27 protein-coding genes are annotated in these 22,041 nt (G+C 59.3%); 22 read left to right on the top strand and 5 right to left on the bottom strand.

What is annotated here, in order from left to right; translation table 11 throughout:
• Positions 1-76: 76 nt before the first annotated feature.
• Together B8783_RS13110 and B8783_RS13105 are read left to right on the top strand one after the other, a co-directional pair.
• Entirely contained in the window at positions 77-502 is a 426-nt protein-coding gene (locus B8783_RS13110; protein WP_084420553.1) for a hypothetical protein, read from the top strand.
• Positions 503-512: 10 nt separating this feature from the next.
• A complete protein-coding gene (locus B8783_RS13105) occupies positions 513-965 on the top strand; it encodes a hypothetical protein (protein WP_139792367.1) in 453 nt (150 codons plus the stop codon).
• Positions 966-968: 3 nt separating this feature from the next.
• On the opposite strand, the gene hrpB is transcribed toward B8783_RS13105, so the two are convergent.
• On the bottom strand, positions 969-3,413 hold the full coding sequence (hrpB, locus tag B8783_RS13100; protein WP_084420551.1) for an ATP-dependent helicase HrpB: 2,445 nt from the start codon (positions 3,411-3,413) through the stop codon (positions 969-971).
• Positions 3,414-3,544: 131 nt separating this feature from the next.
• Here hrpB and B8783_RS13095 point away from each other — a divergent pair, with 131 nt between their 5' ends.
• The 12 genes from B8783_RS13095 to B8783_RS13040 all read left to right on the top strand — a co-directional run bounded on the left by B8783_RS13095 (position 3,545) and on the right by B8783_RS13040 (position 13,565).
• A complete protein-coding gene (locus tag B8783_RS13095) occupies positions 3,545-4,276 on the top strand; it encodes a glycosyltransferase family 2 protein (protein WP_084420550.1) in 732 nt (243 codons plus the stop codon).
• A 109-nt stretch (positions 4,277-4,385) separates the two neighbouring features.
• The gene (locus tag B8783_RS13090; RefSeq protein ID WP_084420549.1) at positions 4,386-4,847 is read left to right on the top strand and encodes a hypothetical protein; all 462 of its coding nucleotides are present in this window, start codon (positions 4,386-4,388) and stop codon (positions 4,845-4,847) included.
• A 147-nt stretch (positions 4,848-4,994) separates the two neighbouring features.
• Positions 4,995-6,740: an alanine/glycine:cation symporter family protein gene (locus B8783_RS13085; protein WP_084420548.1), complete on the top strand. Its 1,746-nt coding sequence runs from the start codon at positions 4,995-4,997 to the stop codon at positions 6,738-6,740.
• 141 nt (positions 6,741-6,881) lie between these two features.
• Positions 6,882-7,793, top strand: a complete 912-nt coding sequence (locus tag B8783_RS13080) for a tyrosine recombinase (RefSeq protein WP_084420547.1) — start codon at positions 6,882-6,884, stop codon at positions 7,791-7,793.
• 87 nt (positions 7,794-7,880) lie between these two features.
• Complete coding sequence (locus tag B8783_RS13075) at positions 7,881-8,489, top strand: YceI family protein (RefSeq protein ID WP_084420546.1); 609 nt, start codon at positions 7,881-7,883, stop codon at positions 8,487-8,489.
• A 105-nt stretch (positions 8,490-8,594) separates the two neighbouring features.
• Positions 8,595-8,834 (top strand): hypothetical protein, encoded by a 240-nt coding sequence (locus B8783_RS13070; RefSeq protein WP_084420545.1) that lies wholly within the window; start codon positions 8,595-8,597, stop codon positions 8,832-8,834.
• A gap of 59 nt (positions 8,835-8,893) precedes the next feature.
• Entirely contained in the window at positions 8,894-9,463 is a 570-nt protein-coding gene (locus B8783_RS13065) for a hypothetical protein (protein ID WP_084420544.1), read from the top strand.
• A 133-nt stretch (positions 9,464-9,596) separates the two neighbouring features.
• The gene (locus B8783_RS13060) at positions 9,597-10,619 is read left to right on the top strand and encodes a P63C domain-containing protein (protein ID WP_084422098.1); all 1,023 of its coding nucleotides are present in this window, start codon (positions 9,597-9,599) and stop codon (positions 10,617-10,619) included.
• Between the two features lie 175 nt (positions 10,620-10,794).
• Complete coding sequence (locus B8783_RS13055; protein WP_084420543.1) at positions 10,795-11,850, top strand: HpcH/HpaI aldolase/citrate lyase family protein; 1,056 nt, start codon at positions 10,795-10,797, stop codon at positions 11,848-11,850.
• 41 nt (positions 11,851-11,891) lie between these two features.
• A complete protein-coding gene (locus tag B8783_RS13050; protein ID WP_084420542.1) occupies positions 11,892-12,440 on the top strand; it encodes an energy transducer TonB in 549 nt (182 codons plus the stop codon).
• A gap of 89 nt (positions 12,441-12,529) precedes the next feature.
• Positions 12,530-13,093, top strand: a complete 564-nt coding sequence (locus B8783_RS13045) for an energy transducer TonB (protein WP_084420541.1) — start codon at positions 12,530-12,532, stop codon at positions 13,091-13,093.
• A gap of 43 nt (positions 13,094-13,136) precedes the next feature.
• Positions 13,137-13,565 (top strand): hypothetical protein, encoded by a 429-nt coding sequence (locus B8783_RS13040; protein WP_084420540.1) that lies wholly within the window; start codon positions 13,137-13,139, stop codon positions 13,563-13,565.
• Positions 13,566-13,638: 73 nt separating this feature from the next.
• On the opposite strand, the gene B8783_RS13035 is transcribed toward B8783_RS13040, so the two are convergent.
• Positions 13,639-13,839: a dodecin family protein gene (locus B8783_RS13035; RefSeq protein WP_084420539.1), complete on the bottom strand. Its 201-nt coding sequence runs from the start codon at positions 13,837-13,839 to the stop codon at positions 13,639-13,641.
• Positions 13,840-13,986: 147 nt separating this feature from the next.
• Between B8783_RS13035 and B8783_RS13030 the strand changes: the two genes are divergently transcribed.
• From B8783_RS13030 to B8783_RS13010, 5 genes are all read left to right on the top strand, one after another.
• Complete coding sequence (locus B8783_RS13030; protein WP_233355784.1) at positions 13,987-14,406, top strand: nuclear transport factor 2 family protein; 420 nt, start codon at positions 13,987-13,989, stop codon at positions 14,404-14,406.
• A 20-nt stretch (positions 14,407-14,426) separates the two neighbouring features.
• Positions 14,427-14,942, top strand: coding sequence for a GNAT family N-acetyltransferase (locus B8783_RS13025; RefSeq protein ID WP_233355783.1), 516 nt, complete (start codon positions 14,427-14,429; stop codon positions 14,940-14,942).
• 42 nt (positions 14,943-14,984) lie between these two features.
• Positions 14,985-15,947, top strand: a complete 963-nt coding sequence (locus tag B8783_RS13020) for an acetyl-CoA carboxylase carboxyltransferase subunit alpha (protein WP_084420537.1) — start codon at positions 14,985-14,987, stop codon at positions 15,945-15,947.
• Between the two features lie 33 nt (positions 15,948-15,980).
• Complete coding sequence (locus B8783_RS13015; RefSeq protein ID WP_084420536.1) at positions 15,981-17,231, top strand: hypothetical protein; 1,251 nt, start codon at positions 15,981-15,983, stop codon at positions 17,229-17,231.
• Positions 17,232-17,366: 135 nt separating this feature from the next.
• Complete coding sequence (locus tag B8783_RS13010) at positions 17,367-17,687, top strand: DMT family transporter (RefSeq protein ID WP_084420535.1); 321 nt, start codon at positions 17,367-17,369, stop codon at positions 17,685-17,687.
• 8 nt (positions 17,688-17,695) lie between these two features.
• Here B8783_RS13010 and B8783_RS13005 read toward each other — a convergent pair whose 3' ends face one another.
• Together B8783_RS13005 and B8783_RS13000 are read right to left on the bottom strand one after the other, a co-directional pair.
• Positions 17,696-18,112 carry a GFA family protein gene (locus B8783_RS13005; RefSeq protein ID WP_084420534.1) on the bottom strand — a complete coding sequence of 139 codons (417 nt, stop codon included), beginning with the start codon at positions 18,110-18,112 and terminating at the stop codon, positions 17,696-17,698.
• Between the two features lie 23 nt (positions 18,113-18,135).
• A complete protein-coding gene (locus B8783_RS13000; protein ID WP_084420533.1) occupies positions 18,136-18,387 on the bottom strand; it encodes a TraR/DksA family transcriptional regulator in 252 nt (83 codons plus the stop codon).
• Between the two features lie 103 nt (positions 18,388-18,490).
• Between B8783_RS13000 and B8783_RS12995 the strand changes: the two genes are divergently transcribed.
• Positions 18,491-19,453, top strand: coding sequence for an ABC transporter ATP-binding protein (locus B8783_RS12995; RefSeq protein WP_084420532.1), 963 nt, complete (start codon positions 18,491-18,493; stop codon positions 19,451-19,453).
• Entirely contained in the window at positions 19,453-20,907 is a 1,455-nt protein-coding gene (locus tag B8783_RS12990) for an ABC transporter permease (RefSeq protein WP_084420531.1), read from the top strand. The genes B8783_RS12995 and B8783_RS12990 overlap by 1 nt, the downstream gene beginning before the upstream one ends.
• A gap of 100 nt (positions 20,908-21,007) precedes the next feature.
• Here the strand turns inward: B8783_RS12990 and rpsU are convergent, their stop codons facing one another.
• Positions 21,008-21,259, bottom strand: a complete 252-nt coding sequence (gene rpsU / locus B8783_RS12985) for a 30S ribosomal protein S21 (protein WP_084420530.1) — start codon at positions 21,257-21,259, stop codon at positions 21,008-21,010.
• Between the two features lie 76 nt (positions 21,260-21,335).
• Between rpsU and B8783_RS12980 the strand changes: the two genes are divergently transcribed.
• On the top strand, positions 21,336-21,971 hold the full coding sequence (locus B8783_RS12980) for a COQ9 family protein (RefSeq protein ID WP_084420529.1): 636 nt from the start codon (positions 21,336-21,338) through the stop codon (positions 21,969-21,971).
• Positions 21,972-22,041: the final 70 nt, after the last annotated feature.

Genomic DNA, 22,041 nt, shown 5'->3' with positions numbered 1-22,041 from the left:
GTCTTGCAAAGTGCTTGACCCGTCACAAAGTCTGATTTATCGTTTTACAATAATAATATAGAGAAGGATAACTCCCATGCGTGCAGAACTGGTTCGTGTCAGCCTCCATCAGGTCGATATCAAGATCATCTCCGACGACGAGCAGATGCACGTCCTCCAGTGGCGCCGAAACCTTCTCTGGGACGAGGTCCTGCTCGACGGCAAACGCCAGGCCCATAGCGGCGGCTTTGGCCGTGAAAAGGTCTACGGCCTCGTCTTCGGCAAGGATGTTGACGGGTCCGGCGGCAAGAAAGTCATGCTGATCCTCGACCCGAGCACCAATTATCGCAATTGGGCCGGTTCGCAGCAGCAGATTTCTGGCGTGCGCCTCGAAACCGCTGAAGGCCCGATTGTGTCTTTCGGCACGCTCGACCCGAAGAACCTCGAGAAACCATCCACTTTCTCCGACTGGATGAAGAAGACGATGGGGATGGAGTGGGGCGACGAGCACCGTCCGAACTAGGCGCAAAGAGATGCTGCGTTTGATTGGGCGTTTTTCTGCTATGGGCACGGTTTTATGCACGAGTGTGCTCGCTGCAGGCCCTGTCGCGGCGGCAGAAACCCCGCCAAACACGTATCTTGTTATGCAGGCCCGGTTCATGCCGTGGGACGTGTTCACCAGAACCCGCTATGATCGACCTGATCTTGAGCGCGCGGCATACAAAAAGAAAACCGTCACCTCGTCGAAAGAGATGACGGAGCTGTCGGCCCTGATTTCGTCCGGGCAGTCGACAGAGTTCAGGCCTGTCAGCAGGATGAATTTGCGCTTCCATGCGGAGGTTCGCAAAGGCGACGTGCTGATGCTCGAATATGTCGCCGATCGATTTGCGGTATGTGAAACGACGTCTGAGACTTGCTACGAGAATTCTGAAGAAATGCGCGCCGGTATCGCCGAATTTATGGGACATGACGAGCGCCAAAACTGACGCTCAGAGATTAAGCCGCTTCTTCGTCATGCCCGCATGCGGTTTTGCGCTCGCCGGGTCGTCCGGCCAGTCGTGTTTGGGGTATTGCGCGCGCATATCCTTGGCCATGTCGATATAGCCGCCGCGCCAGAACCCGGCGATGTCGCGGGTCAGCGCAATCGGGCGACCGGCCGGTGAAATTAGCTGCAGCGTCACGGGCACGCGCCCGTCGGCAATTGTGGGATGACGCGTCAGCCCATAAAGCTCCTGTGCCTTGGTCTCGATCAGCGGGGCTTTCTCATCAAGATAATCGAGGCTCGCCTGACGCCCGCTGGGCAGGTCTATGGATATCGGTGCGAGCGCGTCGATCTCCTGCGCCTTCGGCCAGCCGAGCGATTGTTTCAGCGCCTGCGTCACCGCACCGTCCGATGGCATCGAAAAGCTGCCGCCGCCGAGCGCAGCTGGTAGCCAGTCTTTCACCGTGGCGGCGAGGTCTTCGAGACTGAGCTTTGGCCAGTCTTCGCCAAAGGCCTCATGCAGGATTTTGAGGCGGGCCAGAAAGGTGCGCACTGGCGCGCCGATCCCGGCGGCGTCAAAACCGTTTTCTTCGATAAACTCGCTATAGGCGGCCCGCGCGGCCTCACCGGACGGTTTGGGCAGCGGCGTTTCTGACAGCACAATCTTGCCGATGGCTTTGACGCGGCGCCCTTTGAAGCTCTGCGTTGCGGCATCGAAATGCGCGCGCTCCTCGGTTCGCGGCGGGTAGAGTGCAAGCACTTGCGTCTCATCGATCGGCGCGGCGAGCGTAATTCGGGCGCGTCCGGCGGCGCCCACCATGTCAGCGACCACGATCCATTGCGATTTTGCGAGCGCTGTGTCCGCCATCACCTCGCCGGCGCGGCCATTGGCGAGGAGATAGCTCGTCTGAGAGCCGTCACGTCTGCGGGCGACCTGTCCCGGCCAGGCGCGGGCGAGCAGCCGGGCTGGGTCGCCTTCGACTCGCGCGCCTTTTGACCAGCGCTCGGCCTGTTGGCGCAGTGTTTTGGCGCGGGGGCTATTGTCCCGCCGGAAGCCTTCCAGCCGGTCGAGCAGATTGGCCGAATTGCCGCCGATCCCGGCTTCGCTGGCGAGCGCGGCGATTTGCGAGGCCAGCGCGCGCTCGCCATCGGTTTCGGCGCTCGCAACAAGGCTTGCATATTTCGGGTCGAGCGGCAGGGCCGCCATTCGTTTGCCATGCGGGGTTAGCGCGCCCGTCTCATCGAGCGCGCCATAGGCGAGCAGCATCTCGCGCGCCGCTTCAATGCGTCCACGCGGCGGTGGGTCCAGCCATGTCAGGCGAAACGGGTCAGCCTCGCCCCATTCGGCGAGGGAAAGAAGGAGGCCGGTCAGGTCTGCATTGAGGATTTCAGGCTGCGGCGCGCCCGGAAGCCCGCGCGTTTCTTCCTCGTCCCACAAGCGGTAGCAGACGCCGGGGCCTAGCCGTCCGGCGCGCCCGCGCCGCTGGTCGACATTGGCACGGGCGGCCCGGATTGTGCGCAGGGCCTGCGTCCCGCTTGCAGGATCAAACTCCGGCACACGGGCAAGCCCGGAGTCGACGACGATGTGGACCCCGTCAATCGTGAGCGCGCTTTCAGCGATATCGGTTGCGAGAACAATTTTGCGTGTCCCGTCTTTTGAAGGGCGAACCGCTTCGTCCTGCGCCTTGGGCGAGAGGGCCCCGTAGAGCGGGAAGACCTCAACATCACCCGGCAGGCCTGAGAGGCGTTCAGCCGTTCGGCGGATTTCACCGGCGCCGGGCAGGAAAGCGAGGATCGAGCCGGTCTCAGCGCGCACCGCCCGCTCAATGCCGCGGGCCATCTGGTCCTCGATACGGTCGCGCGTGCGGCCAAGATATTTGGTCTCTACCGGATACTGGCGGCCTGCACTTTCGATGACGGGGGCGCTTAGCGTTCCGGCGACCTTTTCGGTTTCCAGCGTCGCGGACATCGCCAGAATGTGCAGGTCCTCACGCAGCACAGACTGGCATTCCAGCGCCAGGGCGAGGCCGAGATCGGCGTTGAGGCTGCGTTCGTGAATCTCGTCAAAGATTACGCAGCCGACGCCCTCAAGCCCTGGATCGGCGAGCAGGCGGCGGGTGAAGAGGCCGTCGGTGACGACTTCGATGACAGTGCGCGATGAGACCTTTCGGTCGATACGGGTCGAAAGCCCAATCCGCCCGCCGGTCTTCTCACCTATCGTGTCAGCCAGCCGATCCGCGGCCATGCGCGCGGCGAGACGGCGCGGCTCCAGCATGACGATCTTGCCGGGCAGGGCCTCGAACCCGTCTATCAGGCCCGCAAGCGCCAGCGGCACGCGGGACGTCTTGCCGGCGCCCGGCGGCGCGGCAAGGACCAGCTTTTTGTTCGCCGATAGCGCGGCGTGGATGTCACCCAGCAGGCTGTCGATCGGGAGGGTTTTCGTGTCTGCCATTCCATTCCGCTTTAGCTGAAGTTTCGACCGAGGACACGTGCAGTCGCAGCCCGAACGGCGTTCGGGTGTTTTGTATTTTCTGCGAATTGCTTAAAGAGGCACTCCTGAGAAGTGGGAAAGGTCTGCCTGCCGTGGCTGAATCGCTTGAGTTTTCCGTTGTTGTCCCGATGCACAATGAGTCCGGGAATGCTGGCGCCCTCATTCGTGAGATCGCGACCGCGCTCGATGGCCGGTCCTATGAGATGATCATGGTCGACGATGCCTCGACCGATGATACCCGCGCCGTTCTAGCCGCCCTGAAAGCTGAGTTTCCTGCGCTTCGCGTCCTCAGCCATCGCAAGAATGCAGGCCAGAGCCGGGCGATCCGCACCGGCGCGCGCGCTGCCCGTGGCCGCATCATTGGTACGCTCGACGGCGATGGCCAGAACGATCCGGCTGATTTGCCAGACCTTTACCGTGCCCTGACGCGAACCGATGCGCCTGAAAAACTCGCCATGGTGATGGGCCGCCGGGGCAGCCGCAAGGATACCGCCTGGAAGCGCTTCGGTAGCAAGTTCGCCAATGCGATCCGCCGCCGGATGCTGCGCGATGACTGCGACGACTCCGGTTGTGGCATCAAGGTGATCAAGCGCGATGTCTATATGGCGCTTCCTTATTTCGACCATATGCACCGCTATATGCCAGCCCTGATCAAGGCCGATGGCCATGATGTCGAGTTCATGGATGTGAACCATCGTGAGCGCGGGACCGGCCAGTCCAAATACACCAATTTCGGCCGGCTCTGGGCCGCGCTGTCTGATCTGCGTGGGGTCACCTGGCTGATCCGCCGCCGCCGCAACCCGGACGGCGCAGACGAGATCTAAAGGCCGGTGCAGCCGCGTCCGCCATGCTTAATAGCGTGGTAACTGCAAAGCGTGCACTATCGCCGGAAGGGCCTGTTCAGCCCGCAAGATTTCTGCAGGGGGCTAAACCATGCGCGTTCTACTCGGTATTTTTCCGCTGCTGATCATTCCAGTGGCGATCTATAATCTGATCGGCCTGTCCTATTCAGGCGATGAGCCAGCCAATGGGCTGGTGGCAAACGCGTCCCCCATGGTCGACCTGCTGCAAAGCTCGGCGGTGACCTTTCCGATGATTTCCGGGGTCAACTGGGCCGTCACCAATGGTGAAATCCTGATCCTGTTCACGATTGCGCTGCTCTTCATGGAAATCCTGAAATCGACCAGCACCGGCACGGCGACCATCATGAACCATGCGATCTCGATGATCCTGTTCATCGTCTGCCTGGTTGAGTTTCTGCTGCTGCCCAACTTTGCGACATCGGTCTTCTTCATCATCACCACGATGACGCTGCTTGATGTGCTGGCTGGCGTGGTCGTGACCATCGTTTCAGCGCGGCGTGACTTCGGCGTGGGCGAGGGTTTCGGCGGATAGGTCTGCCGCCCGGCGTTCTGTTGGCGCGAACGGTTTTCGCCCATGGCGCGCCAAAAGCTGTAAATTCGTCGATTAACTGCTTCACAGAGGCAATTTCTGCTCTAGGCTGCGATCCTTCAAGTCGATGGCAACCGGGGAAGAGGGCCTATGGAAAGCGTCGTCACGCTAATTGAGAATATCGCTGGATTTATCTGGGGCGGGACCTGGGGCGACACTGTTGTTATACCGGGTGAAATTGGTCCGCTGGCGATTGTCCTGCTCGGAACCGGGCTTTTCATCATGTTCCGGCTGGCAGGGCGGCCCGTTCGCCGCTTCTTCCCGGCATTGGCCGAAGTCTGGCAGGGGCGAAAGTCTCAAGGCGAAGACGGGGCGATCACGCCCTGGCAGGCGCTTTCGACAGCGCTGTCCGGTCAGGTCGGGACAGGTAACCTTGCCGGTGTCGCGACGGCGATTGCGATGGGTGGCCCGGGCGCAATTTTCTGGATGTGGATTACGGCCCTGCTCGGTATGGCACTCGCCTTTGCTGAAAGCTCGCTGGCCGTCAAATACCGCGAAACCGACGAATATGGCCGCATCAATGGCGGCCCGATGTATTACATCAAGAACGGCCTCGGAAAGAAATGGACCTGGCTCGCCGTGATCTTCTGTCTCGGCACGCTGTTCTCTGCAGCGGCGACCGGATCGATGATCCAGGCGAACTCCATTGCTCAGACCGCGATGGAAACCTCGCGCGGAAACTTCGGCTTCTCCATCCCTGCCTGGGGGATCGGTGTTGTGCTCGCAGGCCTTGTTTTTGCGGTGATTATTGGCGGCATCAAGTCAATCGGCTCGGTCGCAGGCCGCGTTGTTCCGCTGATGGCGGCAGCCTATGTGCTCTGCGCGCTGATCGTGCTGATCCTCAATGCCAGCGAGATTCCGCACGCCTTTGCGGTTATCTTCAAGTCAGCCTTTGGTCTTCAGGAAGTCGTTGGCGGCGCGGCCGGTTACGGCATGATGCAGGCGGTTCGATTTGGTATCGCGCGCGGTCTCTTTTCGAACGAGGCTGGTCAGGGCTCCGCGCCGATCGCGCATGCGGCCGCGCAGACCAAGAACCCGGTCCAGCAAGGTGAGATTGCGATGATCGGTGTTTTCATCGACACGATCGTCATCTGTACGATGACAGCTCTGGTCATCCTGACCGTGTCGGGCGACTTTACACGCAGCCCGGGCCTCATCGCCGCGAACCAGTGTGTTTCGGAAGAGCTTGTAGAATTGCCGGCAGATACCTCGGTCGAAACGCTGTTCCCGTCGGCCTATACAGAAGGACGCGAGGCGATGATTGCCGAGCGTGGCACGGATGCGGCAGCCTTCCTGACCGCGTGCCGGAGGGCTGGATTGGACCTGTCCAAAGACCTGCCAGCCGATGCCACTGCAGCGGACGAGCAGGCCTATTTCGACAAGGCGCTGGCCTCGGCAACAGATGCGACGGTTCTGAACGATGTTCGCTATGTCTATGAGACCGATGCGGAGTCTTCCGGGATCACCGCGCGGGCCTATGGCGAGGCCCTTCCGGGCGGTGAGTGGATTGTGACCATTGCCCTGTTTTTCTTCGCATTTACGACGATTATCGGCTGGTCCTATTATGGTGAGCAGGCGATTACCTTCCTCATCGGGGAATGGGCGACCCATCCATTCAGATACTTCTGGGTCATCGTCGTTTTCGGGGGCGCGATTATCACAAACACCGATGCCCTCTGGTTGTTTGGGGACATTGCGAATGCGTCGATGGCCTTCCCGAACCTGATTGCGATTCTCGCGCTTTCGGGGGTCGTGGTGGCGATGCACAAGATGAATGATGACCCCGATCACGGTCACCCCGTGATCGACAAGAGCGAAGACACCCCCGCCGAATAGGGTGTCGTAGCGGTCCCGAAAGGGGCCTCTGCGGTGTCGTAGGGGTGTTTTTTAAAGAGGGGATGAGCCTCTTTTCGGGCGCCGGGCCAACCGGCGCCCGTTTTCGTCTCCCGTTAACGCCAAGTGTCTATTTTCGGGGGCATGTCAGACGCTGCCCGCATCGAAGCCTTTCTTGAAATGATGAGCGCCGAACGTGGCGCCTCGCCCCATACGCTGGATGCTTATGGGCGCGATTTGCGGGATGCGTCGGACCAGATGAAGGGGAAACTCACCAAGGCCAAAGCCGCTGAGGTGTCCCGCTATATGACCTGGCTTTCGGCCCAGGGGCTCGCGCCGAGAAGTCAGGCGCGCAAGCTCTCATCGCTGCGCCGGTTTTTCCGTTTCCAGTTTGAAGAAGGCGAGCGCAAGGACGATCCGACCTCGCGGCTGGAAGGGCCGAAGGCGGGGCGCGATATTCCTGATGTCCTGTCGCGCGAGGATGTCTTGCGCCTTATTGATGCGTGCGGGGAGGATGTCCGCATGCGGTGCCTGCTCGAGCTGCTCTATGGGGCCGGGTTGCGGGTGAGTGAGCTTGTCAGTCTGAAGCTTGGCAATCTACCGCGCCGCAAACAGGGCGTCTGGGAGACGAGTGACATTATCGTGCGGGGCAAAGGCAATAAGGACAGGTTCTGCCCGCTTGGGCGACCGGCGCTGGACGCGATCGCGGACTGGCTGGACATTCGCGAAGACAGTCTGCCGAAAGGAACGGTGAAGGCGAAAGGCGCGAGCGCGTATCTCTTTCCCTCGCGGGGCAAGGAGCCGCATCTCACACGCCGAAGGCTTGGCCAGCTTCTGAAGGATCTCAGCCTCAAAGCCGGGCTCGACCCGGCGCGGGTGCATCCGCATGCGCTTCGTCATGCCTATGCGACGCATCTTTTGCAGGGCGGGGCGGATTTGCGCTCTGTGCAGACGCTGCTCGGCCATGCGGATATCTCGACCACCGAAATCTATACGCATGTGCTGACCGATGAACTGGCCGAGCTTCTGGAAATGGCCCATCCGCTGGCTGGCTAAGACTTATGCGGCGCTTGCCTCGCGCGGGCTCTGCTCCACCTTTCTGGTAAGAGCCAAAGACTCCTCCCCCACGAAAGGACCTTCTATATGACCAGAACCGCAACACTTTCACTGACCGCTATCGGTCTTGCCCTCGTCGCCCCGATCGCGATGGCAGAACCTGTCGCCTATGAGTTCGACAAGGATCACACCGCAATCGTCGCGAGCTGGGACCATATGGGCTTTTCCCGTCAGGCGATTGAGTTCACCGATTATGACGGCACGCTCATGCTGGACATGGAAAACCCGGAAAACTCCACGATCGAAGTGACCTTCAATCTTGCCGATGGTGGGTTCTGGGTCGGCACACCCGATAGCGAGGATTTCGAGAACCATCTCTCCTCCGGGGACCTTTTCGGGCTCGAAGAATATCCGACAGCCAAATTCGTCGCGACGTCGTTTGAAACCGAAGACGGCAAGACGGGCACAATGACAGGTGACCTTACACTGAAAGGCGAGACCCATCCGGTGACGCTCGATGTGACGCTGAACAAGGCTGGAGAGGCTCGCGGCTCCTACAAGGCCGGGTTTTCGGCCACGGGCACGATGATGCGCTCTGAGTGGGGCATGGGCTATGCCGCGCCGGCCGTTTCTGACGAGCTGCAGCTGATGATCGAGACTGAACTGGTCAAGGTTTCAGATGATTCAGACGAGTAGACTGCAATAATTTCCATACCACCGCTTTTACAATGCCGGGCGCGCAACTATTATAGACTGCGCGCCCGAGCTTGTTTGGACGCCTCGGTTTGTCTGGAGCTCTTTATGCCTGCTACAATTCGCGCCGCTATCGCCGGACTTTTCATTCTGGAAGTTTCAGGCGCATTCCTGCTCGGCTTTGCCTCTCTCGTCCTGTTCACCCTGCATGTCACAGGCGTGATCTTCTGGGGTGTCGAAGCTGTGACCGCCCTTGTTGCCCTTTATCTGAGCGGCCTGTTCTTCATGAGCGCCCTCAAATATGAGCGGTCTGTCGGGCTCGTCCGTTACGGCGACGATCAGGACTAGGCATTGACGCTGGTCCGCCCGGATGCTCAACGGCGATCTGCCGGACTGAAAGATATCAAATGCGTTTAGCCACTCTTTGCCTGTGCGCAGGCCTTATCCTTTCTGCGTGCGGTCAGGCCGACAAGCCCGCCCCGAAAGAAGACGCGTCAACGATTGAGGCCAAAAAAGAGGCTTCGGCCTATGTGCCTGCGCCGGCCGATGGGCCGACGATAACCCCCGACGATCTGAAGCCGATTGTCGGGACGGACTGGAAGGGCACGCTGACCTATCTCGACTATGGTGACGGCGAGACCGAGAGCACGATCCCGGTCGAGCTGATGGTGCTGCAGACCGAGCGGACCTTCGGGCTGTATTTTACCTTCCCGGAAGACCCTGAGGCCGATGGCGGCGCGGACATCACGATTTCCGACAATGGCCGCATGATCAACCAGGAAACCGTCACACGGCGCATCGAAGAGGATGGCAGCCTGATGGTGGTGACGCTGGCGCCTTGCGAGGACAATGGTGTGCAGGCGAGCTGCGAATACACTTACGATATTTCACCCAGCGCCTTCTCCATCCGCATGATGGTGACGCTGGAGGGCGACGACCAAGCCTTCCGCCGCCATCATTACAGTTTTACGCGCTAACAAAGTTTCATCCGCTTCTATCGGTGCGCTTTCCGCAATAGCGGAAAGCGTTATGCTTGCACGTGCTCCATGCAAGCATTTGCATTATGCTTGCAGATAAGGTATGCAAGCATAATGCTGAAAGGATATGCGCATGCCTGATAAGAAAAACCCCAAGAAAGTTGCAGCAGCTAACGCCAGATCGTCGAAGCTAAGCGCGAAGCGTAGAAGTGAAATTGCCAAGAAGGCCGCTGAGAATCGCTGGGCCAAGCATTTGCCCGAAGCAATCCTCGAAGGAAGTATTCCGCTTGGAGATGGACAAATCTCATGCGCCATCGTTGGCGATGGTACTCGGGTCATTACGCAGGCAACGTTTTTGAGATCGTTGGGGCGTTCACGCTCTCCAAAAGCAGGTACTGGGGTTCTGGCGACTGCTGATGAACTGCCATTCTTTTTAAGTTCTTCCGCGTTTGCTCCGTTTATCGACAGCGAGCTGATGGCCGCAACAACTCCGGTTTTCTATCGAACGATGCACGGTGGCAAAGGTGTTGGGTATAATGCTCAGCTGCTTCCTCTGACCGCAGAGGTTTATTTGCGCTTTCGAGACTTTCATTTGGCGGAGACAGGCTCCATCCCTGAGCGCTACGAAAGCATGGTAAAAGCTGCTGACGCAATCATGCGCAGTTTGGCTAAAGTGGGCATCATTGCACTTGTCGATGAAGCCACTGGTTATCAAGACGTTCGTGCTAAGGACGCTCTAGCAAAAATTTTTCAACAGTACCTGACAGAAGAACGTCAAAAATGGACGCAAACATTTCCGCTCGATTTTTATAAGGAAATTTTCCGTTTGCGCGGCTGGGAGTTCAAGCCGTGGACCACGAAAAAGCCACAGGTAGTTGCACATTGGACAAACGATCTGGTGTATGATCGGCTTGCTCCAGGCTTGACGGATGAGCTTCGCAAACGAAATCCTACTGTCGCGCCAGGCAGAAGAGCTTCAAAGCACCATCAATGGTTCACGAAAGAAAGTGGGCATCCGGACTTGCAAAAGCACATAGAAGGTGTGACCGCGCTCATGCGAGCATCAGACTCATGGGATCAGTTTAAAGCGATGCTGAACCGAGCGTATAAGAAACCAGGCGATACCTTGGAGCTGTCTTTAGCGATCGATGACTAAGCGTTTGCCGATATTGCTTCTCAAGCAGTTGGGTTGCTATTCAACATTTATGACGCCAGCTGCCAATGATGCGACTAGGTAAGTCAGTTTGCTTTGACAATTTTTCGAACCAGTCGGCCCATCGATTGACCCCGCCTCTCCCCGCGATATGTTGCGCCGCAACAGGGAGATACAAATGAGCCAGAAAACACCGCGCAATTTCTTCAAACCGCTTGCCATCGGCGCGCCTGATCCGATGCGTGAGCTGCCGGTGCGTCTGGAGCGGATGATCCATTTCGTGCCGCCGCATCTGGACAAGGTGCGGGCCAAGGTGCCGCAAATGGCCGATCAGGCGGACGTTGTGCTGGCCAATCTGGAAGACGCAATCCCGTCTGATGCCAAGGATGCGGCCCGCGCCGGCGCCATCGAGATGGCGAACATGGTCGACTGGCAGGCCAAGGGCACAGGCTTCTGGAGCCGCGTAAACCCGCTGAACTCGCCCTGGTTTCAGGATGATGTGTCAGAGCTGGTCCTGAAGGCCGGTCATCAGCTTGATGTGATTATGCTGCCGAAGGTCGAAGGGCCGTGGGACATTCATTTCGCCGATCAGTATGTGGCGCAACTCGAAGCCAAGGCCGGGCTGAAACGTCCGATCCTGTTCCACGCTATTCTTGAAACTGCCCAGGGCATGGCGCTGGTTGAAGACATCGCGCTGGCGAGCCCGCGCATGCAGGGCATCTCGCTTGGCCCGGCAGATCTTGCCGCAGACCGCAAGATGAAGACGACCCGCGTTGGCGGTGGCCACCCCTTCTACCGTGTCATCGATGACCCGAATGAAGACGGCTCAGCTCGCGCCAATGCCCAGCAGGACCCGTGGCACTATACGATTGCCCGCATGGTCGATGCCTGCCGCATGGCCGGGATCAATGCGTTCTACGGTCCGTTTGGCGATATTTCCGATAGCGAGGCGTGCGAGCAGCAGTTCCGCAATGCCTATCTGCTGGGCTGTTCCGGCACATGGTCGCTCCATCCGAACCAGATCGCCATCGCCAAGAAAGTGTTCAGCCCGGACGCCGACGAGGTGAAGTTTGCCCGCCGCATTCTGGAAGCGATGCCGGATGGGTCAGGCGTCGCCATGCTGGACGGCAAGATGCAGGATGACGCGACCTGGAAACAGGCCAAGGTGATCTCTGATCTGGCTGATCTGGTCGCCGGGAAAGACCCAGAACTGGCCGAAGCCTACTCAGCCTGATAGGGTGTGGGGGTATCCAAGAGCAATCAAGGAGCCCCCCCATGAAACTTATTCCCTTTGTAACCGCACTTGCGGGCGCTGCCGCTATGGCCGGTTCTGCTGCTGCCGAGATGGACTATCACGGGTTTGATCCAGAGACGATCGACGCGCTGAATGCGGCCATGGAAGAGCCGCTGACCAGCGAAATCCTGGGCATTCTGAGCGGCTATACCGATATCGAAGCCTGCGGCGGCGAGGCGGTTGCCAACAAGATCATCCCGGAGGGGTGGGAAGAGCGTATCGACAAGGCGAACGCACCGGGCGGCGATGTTGTCATGCCGATCCCGATGCAGGCGCTTGCGCCCGAATTTCCGCCACTGATGAACGCCCTCGGTGTTGAGGGCGTCTGCGAAGCGATGTTCGACGTCACCGCCGAAGGCGCGACAGCCAACATCATAACGAGTTGTTCGCTTCCGAGTTTCGGCAAGGCGACGGAGGCTATGCTGGCCAATCTGACGTTTGAAGCGGCCGACGGGCAAGACAGTCCGGCGACTGATGATATCCTGCTGCCGATCAATTACTGCCTCGCAGACGAGCCAGCGGAGAACTAGGCGTCTGCCTCAGGCGTTCTATGTGTTGAACTTCCATCACCGCACCGGAAACCCGAGTGCGGCGTCAACGCAATCATGAGGCTTTTTCCTTGAAATCATTTAGATATATTCCGCTTGTCGCATTGCCGCTGGTTTTCGCGGCGGCCTGTGCTGTCGATCCGATGGTCGTGCCCGCGCAGCAGTCGCCCGCAGCAAATCAGACCGTTGGCACGACCGGGCCTGTGGTTCGCGAAGAGCTGATCGCCGAATGCAATCATGTCGGTGCGCCGACAGCCACAGTGAGTTACCCGGATGGCTGGACTGCGCGTCTGGCGCAGACATCGCGGGCCGGATCAGCAGGCGATGAGCTGCTGGGCGGGCGGTCTACGCCAGCATCTATTGTCGACCGCGATGCCCAGCCGATCACACAGCCCTGGCCGACCTATCCTGACCGGGCCGTCATCGCGCAGCGCGAAGGCCTTTGCTATGCCATGATGGATGTGACGACAGACGGGCGGCCGGAGAACATCCTGACGGCCTGCTCATCGGCTGACTTCAATGCGCCGACCTATCAGGCCGCAACGCAGATGCGCTTTGAGCCGCTTCGTACCAATGGCACATTGGCCCGCCGCATAAATGTCGTTTATCCGATGGAATACTGTCTGCAAGACTAGGTGGGCCGGCCTTTTGAAGGGCCTGCGCTGAGGAGAAAATCTGATGAAGTCATACATTCTGGCGGGCGCGCTGGCGCTTTCCATCGCGCCTGCGGCAATGGCCGACGAGTCATGGACCACTGAAATCGGCCGCGTTGTCTATGATCATGACAATGCGCTGGGGCAGGCTGTGCTGACGTTTCCAATTGCTGGCAGCGCGCAGCGCGGGATCACTTTTATCAATGGACTGGCAGGAGAGACGCAGAATCGCGGCGTCTATTTCGGCGCCTGGATTGAGCCTGATGGCTCAGGGGCGCCAGCGTGCGATTTTGCGATCATGGATCCGGAAACGGGCACACCGCACCGCACTTGGGGGCGCGTGCAGATGATCTTTGTCGATCCGGCCTTCCCCTCAAGCTGGGTTCTGCGCCGGGGTTATTGCTTTGATGATTATAGCGAATTTCTGGTCGGCAAGCCGCTCATCGGCCAATAGTGCGGCTGATTAGACTATAAGAACGGACAGCAGCGCGCCGGGCTTTCGCCTCGCGCGCTGCGATCCATTTCGGTCAGTCTTCGAGAACGAAGGTCACCTTCATGGTGACGTAATAGTCATCGATCTTGCCGTCCTTGACGCGAGCCTTGATGTCCGAAACCCAGACATGCTCGACGTTTTTCAGGGTTTCAGAAGCGCGTTTGACGCCCTGTTCCATGCAATCGTCGATGGATTTGCCTTTGGCGGTAATTTCTGTGACGCGAGCAACACTCATTTGCTGGCCTCCTTTTTTGATTGGATCTCCCCGACCCCTCTAACCCAACAGCTGGCATGAAGATGAGTTCCGCCAAGCGAGGGGTTCGCGCCCGCCCGCGTTCGGGCTATGGCTGGCGCTACAAAAAATTGCCGAGAGGGAAAACGCATGATCGAGACAACGGGCCACAGCGCCAATCTGCAGCGCTGGATGGACTATTTTCACGGTGACCATGATGCCGCATCGCTGTCTGCCATCCTGCATGATGATGTCGTCTTCACCAGTCCAGTCGTTCACACACCTCAGCGCGGCAAGGCGATCACGATGATGTATCTCGGCGCGGCGGGACAGACGCTGGGCGGTGACACGTTCCGCTATGTGCGCGTCTTCGATTGCGAGGACCGCGCCGTGCTGGAGTTTGAATGCGAGATGGACGGCATTCTGGTCAACGGCATCGATATGATCGAGTGGGATGAGGATGGGCTGATCACCGACTTCAAGGTGATGGTGCGCCCGCTGAAAGGCATGCAGGCGGTGCATGCTGCGATGGGCCGGATGCTGGAGCAGATGAAAGCGCAGAAGCGGTGAGCGAAGGGCGGCCTGTGCCCGTGCTGCTGACGAAGCGGCTGCATCTGCGCGGGGCCGCAGCGTCCGACTTCGAGGCTAGCGCGGCTATGTGGCAAGACCCGGAAGTGGTGCGCTTTATCGGCGGGCAGACGCGCGATCATCAGGATGCATGGTTCACCATGTGCAGAATGCGCGGCATGTGGGACCTTATAGGCTATGGCAACTGGATCGTTTGCGAACGGGGAAGCGGCCAGTTTCTCGGCGAGATCGGCTTGGCTGATTTCATGCGGGGGCTGCAGCCGGATCTTTCCGGAATACCCGAAGCCGGCTGGGCCTTTGCGCGCCACGCCCATGGCCAAGGCTATGCGACAGAGGCCCTGAAAGCGGTGCTGAGCTGGGCTGACAGTGAGCTGAAGGCGCCGAAAATTGCCTGCATAATCGACCATGACAATGCCGCGTCACGCGCAGTTGCTGAGAAATGTGGATTTGTCTGGGTGACAGATACATCGTATCGCGGCAGTGACGTTCAGCTCTTTGAGCGCCACCTGCCAGCGTAAAGTGGCTAGGATTCATACCCGACTGACATTAGGTTCAAGCACATGCCTACGACATATCTCGATTTTGAAAAGCCGATCGCCGAGCTTGAGACCAAGATTGCCGAGCTGGAATCCATCTCGCAAACAGGTGACGGACCCTCTCTTTCCGATGAGCTGAAGAAGCTCAAGGACAAAGCGGCCAAGCAGCTGAAGGATACCTATTCCTCGCTGACGCCATGGCGCAAGACGCAAGTCGCCCGCCATCCAGAGCGCCCGCACTTCAGCAATTATGTCGAACATCTGTTCGATGACTTCCAGGAACTGGCCGGTGACCGTGTCTTCGGCAATGACGAAGCCGTGCTGGGCGGCCTTGCGACTTTCCGCGGGCGCAGTGTCGTCATCATGGGCCATGAAAAGGGCACCAACACCGAAAGCCGCTTGCGGCATAATTTCGGCATGGCGCACCCGGAAGGCTATCGCAAAGCCGTCCGCCTGATGGACCTGGCTGAGCGCTTCAAGCTGCCGGTGCTGAGCTTTGTTGATACCGCTGGCGCATTCCCCGGCAAGGCCGGCGAAGAGCGCGGGCAGGCTGAGGCGATTGCCCGGTCGACCGAGCGGTGCCTGACTCTGACCGTGCCGATGGTCTCGCTGATCATTGGCGAGGGCGGCTCCGGCGGCGCGATTGCCATCGCGGCGGCCAATAAGGTGCTGATGATGGAGCACTCCATCTATTCGGTGATCTCGCCTGAGGGCTGCGCATCCATTCTCTATCGCGACTCCGGCAAGGCGCGCGATGCGGCAGAAGCGATGAAGATTACCTCAGACGACCTGCTGAAGCTGAAAGTGATCGACGCGATTGTGAAAGAGCCGATGGGCGGCGCGCACCGCGATCCGCAGCGTGCCATCAGCCAGGCCGGAAAAGCCATCGACAAGGCGCTTGGTGATCTCGACGGTCTGTCGGCCACCGAGCTGAAACGTCAGCGTCGTGAACGCTTCTACGCGATTGGCCGCGAAGGGCTTAACTAGGGGCGGTTCTCGTCTCAAAGCGGGCAAATACAAATGGGAATTGACGCTTCTGCCTATTCGCCTGAGGGGCCGAAGCTTCTTTTTGGTCGAGCGAAGGGAGCCAAGGCTCTCGGCGCGGTCGATCAGAAAGCTCAGGCCTGGTCAAAGCAAAACCAATTGGCGCCACTCTATTCGAGCGCCGTCACAGCTGACGGAGCGCTCGCTGTCAAACTATTGCCAATCGCGGATTCAATTTTTTTTGAGGCGGTTAAAGATGGTCTCGTCGTCAATTTCCGCTCATCCAATACCGGCCCGGGATACCATGCTGCGGTCGTGGGCATGCTGGAAGATGTGGCCCATCAGCTGAGTTTTAACTGGAATTGGGGTGGCGTTGGGGATCAGTGCACTGACGAGACGGGTTATGTGGTTGATCGAGACTTCTCGAGTCTGCAGGGGCAGATGGCAGAATTTCTAAGATCCCTGACCCGATCGCACCGGTCGCAGGCATTTGAAGGCGGCTCGTTCTGCATTCCATACGGCCTCGGACTGGACTCTGAATTGATTGCTTGTCCATTGGGGTACAATTCTGCCGCTTGGGCAGAATTTGTCGTCGAGGCAGATGAGGCTGAGCTCCTCGGAGAAGCAGCACGCTTCTTTCCATGGTGGTCAGAAGGGCTGGATGGGCAGTTCTGGCTAAATCAGCTTCGCGGCATGCTTTGGCAGGTCGCTGAATGGCGTGCCCCAGCAAATGAGCTTGAGTCGCGCACGAATGATCAAATCAGGTTTATTGTTACTAAGTTGGAAGCGCTAAACGAGCCGATCCCCGCTGATCTGGAAACTGCAGTTTCCGAGTACTTCCGAGCGGTTTCTGACGATATGCCGCCAGTTCCGGACGGCATCGGATATCAACGTCGAACCGTGTCGCTCGCCCCATTTCAGGGCTGGCAGCTTCATCTGCCCGGATACCTGGTTGAGTCAACGGCGCCAGACAATCAGACGGTCATTTATCATCATGGATCGATCGCTCTTCGCGTGTCGTCGATGCGCGTCGAGAAAAAGACGGCTTCGCCGTTTAGCTGGCCATCATCGTTGAAAGACGGCCCCTTGATTGAGGCAAATGGACTAAGCTGGCGAGTTGAAGATATTCAGATGGAAGACGATGGGTGGACAAGCCAGTTTGCACTGGTCGCTCATGAAAATGAGCGCGAAGTGCAACTCCTCATGCTGACGCTGTCGACGGAACAGCCAGAAAAGCATGGACACTTGCACGATTGGCTTCAGGACTTGCGCTTCGTCGGAAGTTAGTGCCGATTAGCCTGAAACATGGAGTGGCAATCAACGAGCCGCTCCTTACTTAGCGTGCAAAGGCAGGCCACGTCCTCGCCCTTATGGGAGACAGGTCCGGGACGGCCCGGCGCTTGATTGCTGTTGAGGGCCGATATGGCGTGGATTGTCCTTGGTATTGCCGGACTGCTGGAAGTGGTCTGGGCCTATTTCATGAAACAATCTGCCGGGTTCACGAAGCTCTGGCCGAGCGTCATCACGCTGACGGCGATGATTGGCAGCTTCGCGCTGCTCTCATGGTCGATGCGGGTCTTGCCACTCGGGACGGCCTATACGGTCTGGACCGGCATAGGCGCTGTCGGGGCCTTTATTCTTGGGATTATGTTTCTGGGGGAGAGCATGACGCCGATGCGGATTGCAGCGGCGGTGCTGATCCTGTCCGGCCTTGTCCTGATGCGCCTGTCAGCGACGAGCTGAAAGACCGCCTACCAGGGCGTTTCTTCGCTGATGGTGAGGGCAGGGCGGCGAAAGCCGAACGGACCGTCCCCTGTCCAGGATTTGCCATCTGGATATTGCACTTCGATTCCGGCGAGCGCGTCCGGATCGAACAGGCGCATATTCACGCCCGCCATGTCATTGCCGTGCCCTGCGATGAAATCTTCCGTGCGGACCCAATGCGTCGTTGATCCACAGTTCGGGCAGGAATGAACAGCGACGGCGGGTGACGGCTTGTCTGTCCGCGAGAAGGCGGATGTTGCACCTTCGGTGGTCACCGCGCCGGGTTGGAAATAGCCCCAGGCTGCGCCCGTCTTGCGGCACATATTGCAATTGCAGTCGAAGATGAAAGCCGGGCGGTCTTCAATGGAAACGCTAACCGAGCCGCACGCGCAGGTCGCTGTCATCGTGTTTTCCTTCTCTGTGGTATTCAGCCTTCATTGCAGGTCGAGCAGCTTTCGATGGCCGGATCGCGGTTCAGACGGCGAAAGCTGATCTGGTCGCCGCAATAGAGACAGTGGCCAAAGCGGCCATTGTCGAGGCGCCGCAACGCTGCGTCGATGCGATGAAGGTCGCAGCCCGGATCATGTCTTGGCGCACGGCGAAAACCGGCTTCAGACGGGTCGGTCTGCGGCGGAGGCAGGTGTCTGGGAGGGCGTCCCGGATCGTCACTACGTTTCATCAACTGGAGCGTGCGCGCTGTTTAATGTCTTGGCAAGGGGTAGCCTTCAAACCGTGCGTTGATTATCGGTCATCTGGGGCACGGTAATTGGAGGGATACGCTAATGACTGCAGCGCCATTGGAAATGGAGGCCGTCACCAAACGGTTTGGTTTTTTTACCGCCGTGAAGGATCTCAGCCTGTCCGTCCCGCAAGGCAGCATCACCGGATTTCTCGGGCCGAACGGGGCCGGTAAATCGACCAGCCTGCGTATGGCGCTGGGCGTGCTGAGCCCCGATGAGGGCCGGGTGAGCCTGTTCGGCGGGCCCCCTGATATCGCCTCGCTGCGGCGAGTTGGCTTCCTGCCGGAAGAGCGCGGCCTCTACAAGAAAATGAGCCCACGGGCGATCATCTCCTATTTCGGGCGTCTGAAAGGCATGAGCGCGGGCGAGTCCCGCGACCGGGCCGACGAGTTGCTGGAGCGTATGGGGCTGGCCGAGTTTGGCCGCTCACGTATCTCCAAACTATCCAAGGGCATGGCGCAGAAGGTGCAAATCCTGTCCGCGCTCGCGCATCGGCCTGACTTTCTGATCCTCGACGAGCCATTTTCCGGCCTCGACCCGGTCAACCAGCAAGGGCTGGAGGACATGATTATTGAGGAGCACAAGCGCGGCGCGACGATCCTGTTTTCGACCCATGTGATGGAGCATGCCGAGCGGCTTTGCGATTCCATCGTGATGATGGCGCGGGGCCGCAAGGTTTTCGATGGCACGCTGGACGAGGCGTTCGGCGCGCTTGGCCGTGCGGCGCTGATCGGTGTGACGGAAGGCTTTGATCTTCAAGCTGCGCTGGCCCCGAAAGGCTTTGTCGATGTTGAACGCCAGGGCGATGTCTGGCGCGTGTCGCTGCCGACCGGACTTGGTGAGCAGGATGCGCTTCGCGCCGCCATCGATGCCGGCGCCCCCATCACAAGCTTCCGGCCAGAGGATGCCAAACTGCGGGACGTGTTTGTGTCGCTGGTGTCTGAGGCAGAGGCAGAGGATCTGCGCCAGTCGCTGGCCGGGCAAACCAAAGTGGAGGCGGCGTAATGCGGTCTATCTATCTCGTCGCCCGCCGTGACTATCTTGGTTATGTGCAGGCCTGGGGGTTCTGGCTTGGCCTGATGCTGACGCCGATCCTGATGGCGGTCGGCATCATGGCGCCAAGCTGGGCGGCGGCGTCACAGCCCACGCGTTATTATACGGTCATCGAAAGCGGCACGGCCTTCGCGGACGCGCTGAGAGCCGAGCTTGATGAGGACCGTATCGACAGAGCGCGTTTGTTGCTTGATCCAACGGGGGCTCTGAACGACACACCGAGCGAGAAAGTGGAAGCCTTTGACGCGGCCATCGATTCAGGTGCGAGCGTCCAGGAGGCGCTGGATGCTGCTGGCGGGGCGCAGGTTCAGCTGCCCCAGGCTGATTTTATAAGCGTGCCTCCACCCGCCGACACCGAGGAGGCGATCCGGCCCTATCTCCTGGGGGACAAGACCGTCGAGACGCCAACTGGCCCGCAGCCGCTCTTCGCGGCCGTGTTCGTGCCCGAGGGTAGCGGCGAGATCGAATATTGGAGTGAGAACGTCACGTCTGACACCCTGTTGCGGCAGGTCCGCTCTGCCGAACGGTCGCTCACTGAAAAGCGTGTTTTTGAGGCTGCTGGTGTCAGCCCGGGTATTTTGCGCCAGGCGGCGGAGCAATCGCGCACGGTTGCAGAGCGGCGCGCAAGGCCCGCCTCGTCCGATAGCGGGTCAGCGGTCACGCTGGCGGACCGCGCGCCTTACTACGCCTCGATCATCATGGCCTTCATGCTGTGGTTCCTGATCTTCTCTGTCGTCAACTATCTGCTGATGGGCACGATTGAGGAGCGGTCAAACAAGATCTTCGACTCGCTGCTGACCTCGGTGAAGTTGCCGCACATGCTGGCGGGCAAATTGCTCGCTGTTCTCGCCGTCGCGTTGACGCTGATGGGTGTCTGGGCCATGGGCGCGGTGATCATGGCCAATTCATTCGGCTCAATGATGGACCCGTCTCTGCGTGAAGGCGTCTTCTCAGTGGCGGGCGCGGTCTTGCGGCCAGAGCTGCTCGCGCCAGCCATCCTCAGCTTTGTGCTGGGCTATCTCATGTATGGCGCGGTGTTCCTGGCGCTCGGGTCGCTTTGTGATACGATCCAGGAAGCGCAGACATTGATGACCCCGCTGATTGTGTTGCTGATGGTGCCGCTCTTCATGATCACGGTGGCGATTTCAGATGCGGAGTCGCCGATCCTCTCGATTATGAGCTGGATCCCGTTCTTCACGCCCTTCCTGTTGATCCTGCGGATCCCGACAGGCCTGCCATTCTTGGAGATTGCCGGGCTGCTGATCTTGATGATCGTCGCGTCGCTGACCGTCTTGTGGCTCGCTTCACGCGTTTACCGCGCTGGCGCTGTGCATGGGGCAGGGGTTGGCGATGTCGGCAAATGGTTTGGCAAGATCATTCCGGGGAAGAAGAAGGAGCCTAGCTGAGGCGGGCGCCGACTGGTTTAAACTCCGGGCAACAAAAAAACCCCTCCAGCCGGAAAGCTGGAGGGGTTTTCTTATCTACGCCAGACTTGGCGGGTTTGGCCTAGGCCAGACCCTCACGCTGGGCGCGCTTACGAGCAAGTTTGCGAGCGCGGCGCACAGCTTCTGCCTTCTGGCGAGCCTTCTTTTCGGAAGGCTTCTCAAAATGGGTACGGGATTTCATTTCCCGGAAGAGACCCTCACGCTGCATCTTCTTTTTTAGGGCGCGTAGGGCTTGTTCGACATTGTTGTCGCGGACGACGATCTGTACGATGTTCAAATCTCCATTGGTTTGCTCGGGGCCTGCCCGAGCGATAGTCTGGCGTGTCTGTTACTTGTGAAGGCGCGCCTATAACACCAAATTTCAGGCTTGCCTACACCCGGAGCCAGCAATGACAGCAAGAAGAGCGTCAATACGACTGCAGGATGAGTGGCTTGATGCGCTCATGCCACACATCGAAGATATGGGATGGACGGATGAAGCCGTTACCCTATCAGCGCGTGAAGCGGGACTTGGTTCCGATGAAAAAGCACTCGCCGCCCCAAATGGCGTGCCGGATTTAATCGAACGGTTTTTCGACAGGGCCGAAGAAGACATGCTGGCCGCGCTTGAGGCGCAGGATTTGTCGGCGTTACGCACGCATGAAAAGGTCGCTGCGGGCATTAAGGCCTGGCTAAGCGTGCTGGCGCCTCATCGTGAGGCTGTGAAACGTGCAGCAGTGCGCGGCTTTGCACCGTGGAACGCGCCTGCTGCCGCCAAGCGGACGTGGAAGACGGCGGACGCGATCTGGCTCGCAGCAGGCGACACCGCAGAAGACTATAACCGCGAAACCAAGCGGGCGCTGCTTTCGGCGGTGCTGCCGCAGATCGTGCTCTATTGGCAGGATGAGCCCTCCGAAGAGGACCTCGACGCGTTTATCGAGAAGCGGCTGCAGGGCGCGATGAAGTTTGGCCAGTGGGGCTCAAAGTTTGCCAAGCCCGGGCTGGACCTGCTGGACCGGCTCAGAGGGCGCGGGGAGACCGATTAGCGGACGTGAAGGCCGATTGGTTTGCGGTCTTGGCGGTCACTTGCTCCCCGTCGTGATCGTGCATCTTGCC

The organism is Henriciella litoralis (genome assembly GCF_002088935.1).
GTDB lineage: Bacteria > Pseudomonadota > Alphaproteobacteria > Caulobacterales > Hyphomonadaceae > Henriciella > Henriciella litoralis.
This window is presented reverse-complemented; position numbering and strand designations above follow the sequence as displayed.

Coding starts and splice junctions, on each gene's coding strand:
- B8783_RS13050 (WP_084420542.1), top strand. CDS start 11,892: ATGAAACTTATTCCCTTTGTAACCGCACTTGCGGGCGCTGCCGCTATG.
- B8783_RS13105 (WP_139792367.1), top strand. CDS start 513: ATGCTGCGTTTGATTGGGCGTTTTTCTGCTATGGGCACGGTTTTATGC.
- B8783_RS13030 (WP_233355784.1), top strand. CDS start 13,987: ATGATCGAGACAACGGGCCACAGCGCCAATCTGCAGCGCTGGATGGAC.
- B8783_RS13110 (WP_084420553.1), top strand. CDS start 77: ATGCGTGCAGAACTGGTTCGTGTCAGCCTCCATCAGGTCGATATCAAG.
- B8783_RS12990 (WP_084420531.1), top strand. CDS start 19,453: ATGCGGTCTATCTATCTCGTCGCCCGCCGTGACTATCTTGGTTATGTG.
- B8783_RS13090 (WP_084420549.1), top strand. CDS start 4,386: ATGCGCGTTCTACTCGGTATTTTTCCGCTGCTGATCATTCCAGTGGCG.
- B8783_RS13035 (WP_084420539.1), bottom strand. CDS start 13,839: ATGAGTGTTGCTCGCGTCACAGAAATTACCGCCAAAGGCAAATCCATC.
- B8783_RS13070 (WP_084420545.1), top strand. CDS start 8,595: ATGCCTGCTACAATTCGCGCCGCTATCGCCGGACTTTTCATTCTGGAA.
- B8783_RS13010 (WP_084420535.1), top strand. CDS start 17,367: ATGGCGTGGATTGTCCTTGGTATTGCCGGACTGCTGGAAGTGGTCTGG.
- B8783_RS13060 (WP_084422098.1), top strand. CDS start 9,597: ATGCCTGATAAGAAAAACCCCAAGAAAGTTGCAGCAGCTAACGCCAGA.
- B8783_RS13015 (WP_084420536.1), top strand. CDS start 15,981: ATGGGAATTGACGCTTCTGCCTATTCGCCTGAGGGGCCGAAGCTTCTT.
- B8783_RS12980 (WP_084420529.1), top strand. CDS start 21,336: ATGACAGCAAGAAGAGCGTCAATACGACTGCAGGATGAGTGGCTTGAT.
- hrpB (WP_084420551.1), bottom strand. CDS start 3,413: ATGGCAGACACGAAAACCCTCCCGATCGACAGCCTGCTGGGTGACATC.
- B8783_RS13080 (WP_084420547.1), top strand. CDS start 6,882: ATGTCAGACGCTGCCCGCATCGAAGCCTTTCTTGAAATGATGAGCGCC.
- B8783_RS13005 (WP_084420534.1), bottom strand. CDS start 18,112: ATGACAGCGACCTGCGCGTGCGGCTCGGTTAGCGTTTCCATTGAAGAC.
- B8783_RS13020 (WP_084420537.1), top strand. CDS start 14,985: ATGCCTACGACATATCTCGATTTTGAAAAGCCGATCGCCGAGCTTGAG.
- B8783_RS13065 (WP_084420544.1), top strand. CDS start 8,894: ATGCGTTTAGCCACTCTTTGCCTGTGCGCAGGCCTTATCCTTTCTGCG.
- B8783_RS12995 (WP_084420532.1), top strand. CDS start 18,491: ATGACTGCAGCGCCATTGGAAATGGAGGCCGTCACCAAACGGTTTGGT.
- B8783_RS13085 (WP_084420548.1), top strand. CDS start 4,995: ATGGAAAGCGTCGTCACGCTAATTGAGAATATCGCTGGATTTATCTGG.
- B8783_RS13055 (WP_084420543.1), top strand. CDS start 10,795: ATGAGCCAGAAAACACCGCGCAATTTCTTCAAACCGCTTGCCATCGGC.
- B8783_RS13075 (WP_084420546.1), top strand. CDS start 7,881: ATGACCAGAACCGCAACACTTTCACTGACCGCTATCGGTCTTGCCCTC.
- B8783_RS13000 (WP_084420533.1), bottom strand. CDS start 18,387: ATGAAACGTAGTGACGATCCGGGACGCCCTCCCAGACACCTGCCTCCG.
- B8783_RS13040 (WP_084420540.1), top strand. CDS start 13,137: ATGAAGTCATACATTCTGGCGGGCGCGCTGGCGCTTTCCATCGCGCCT.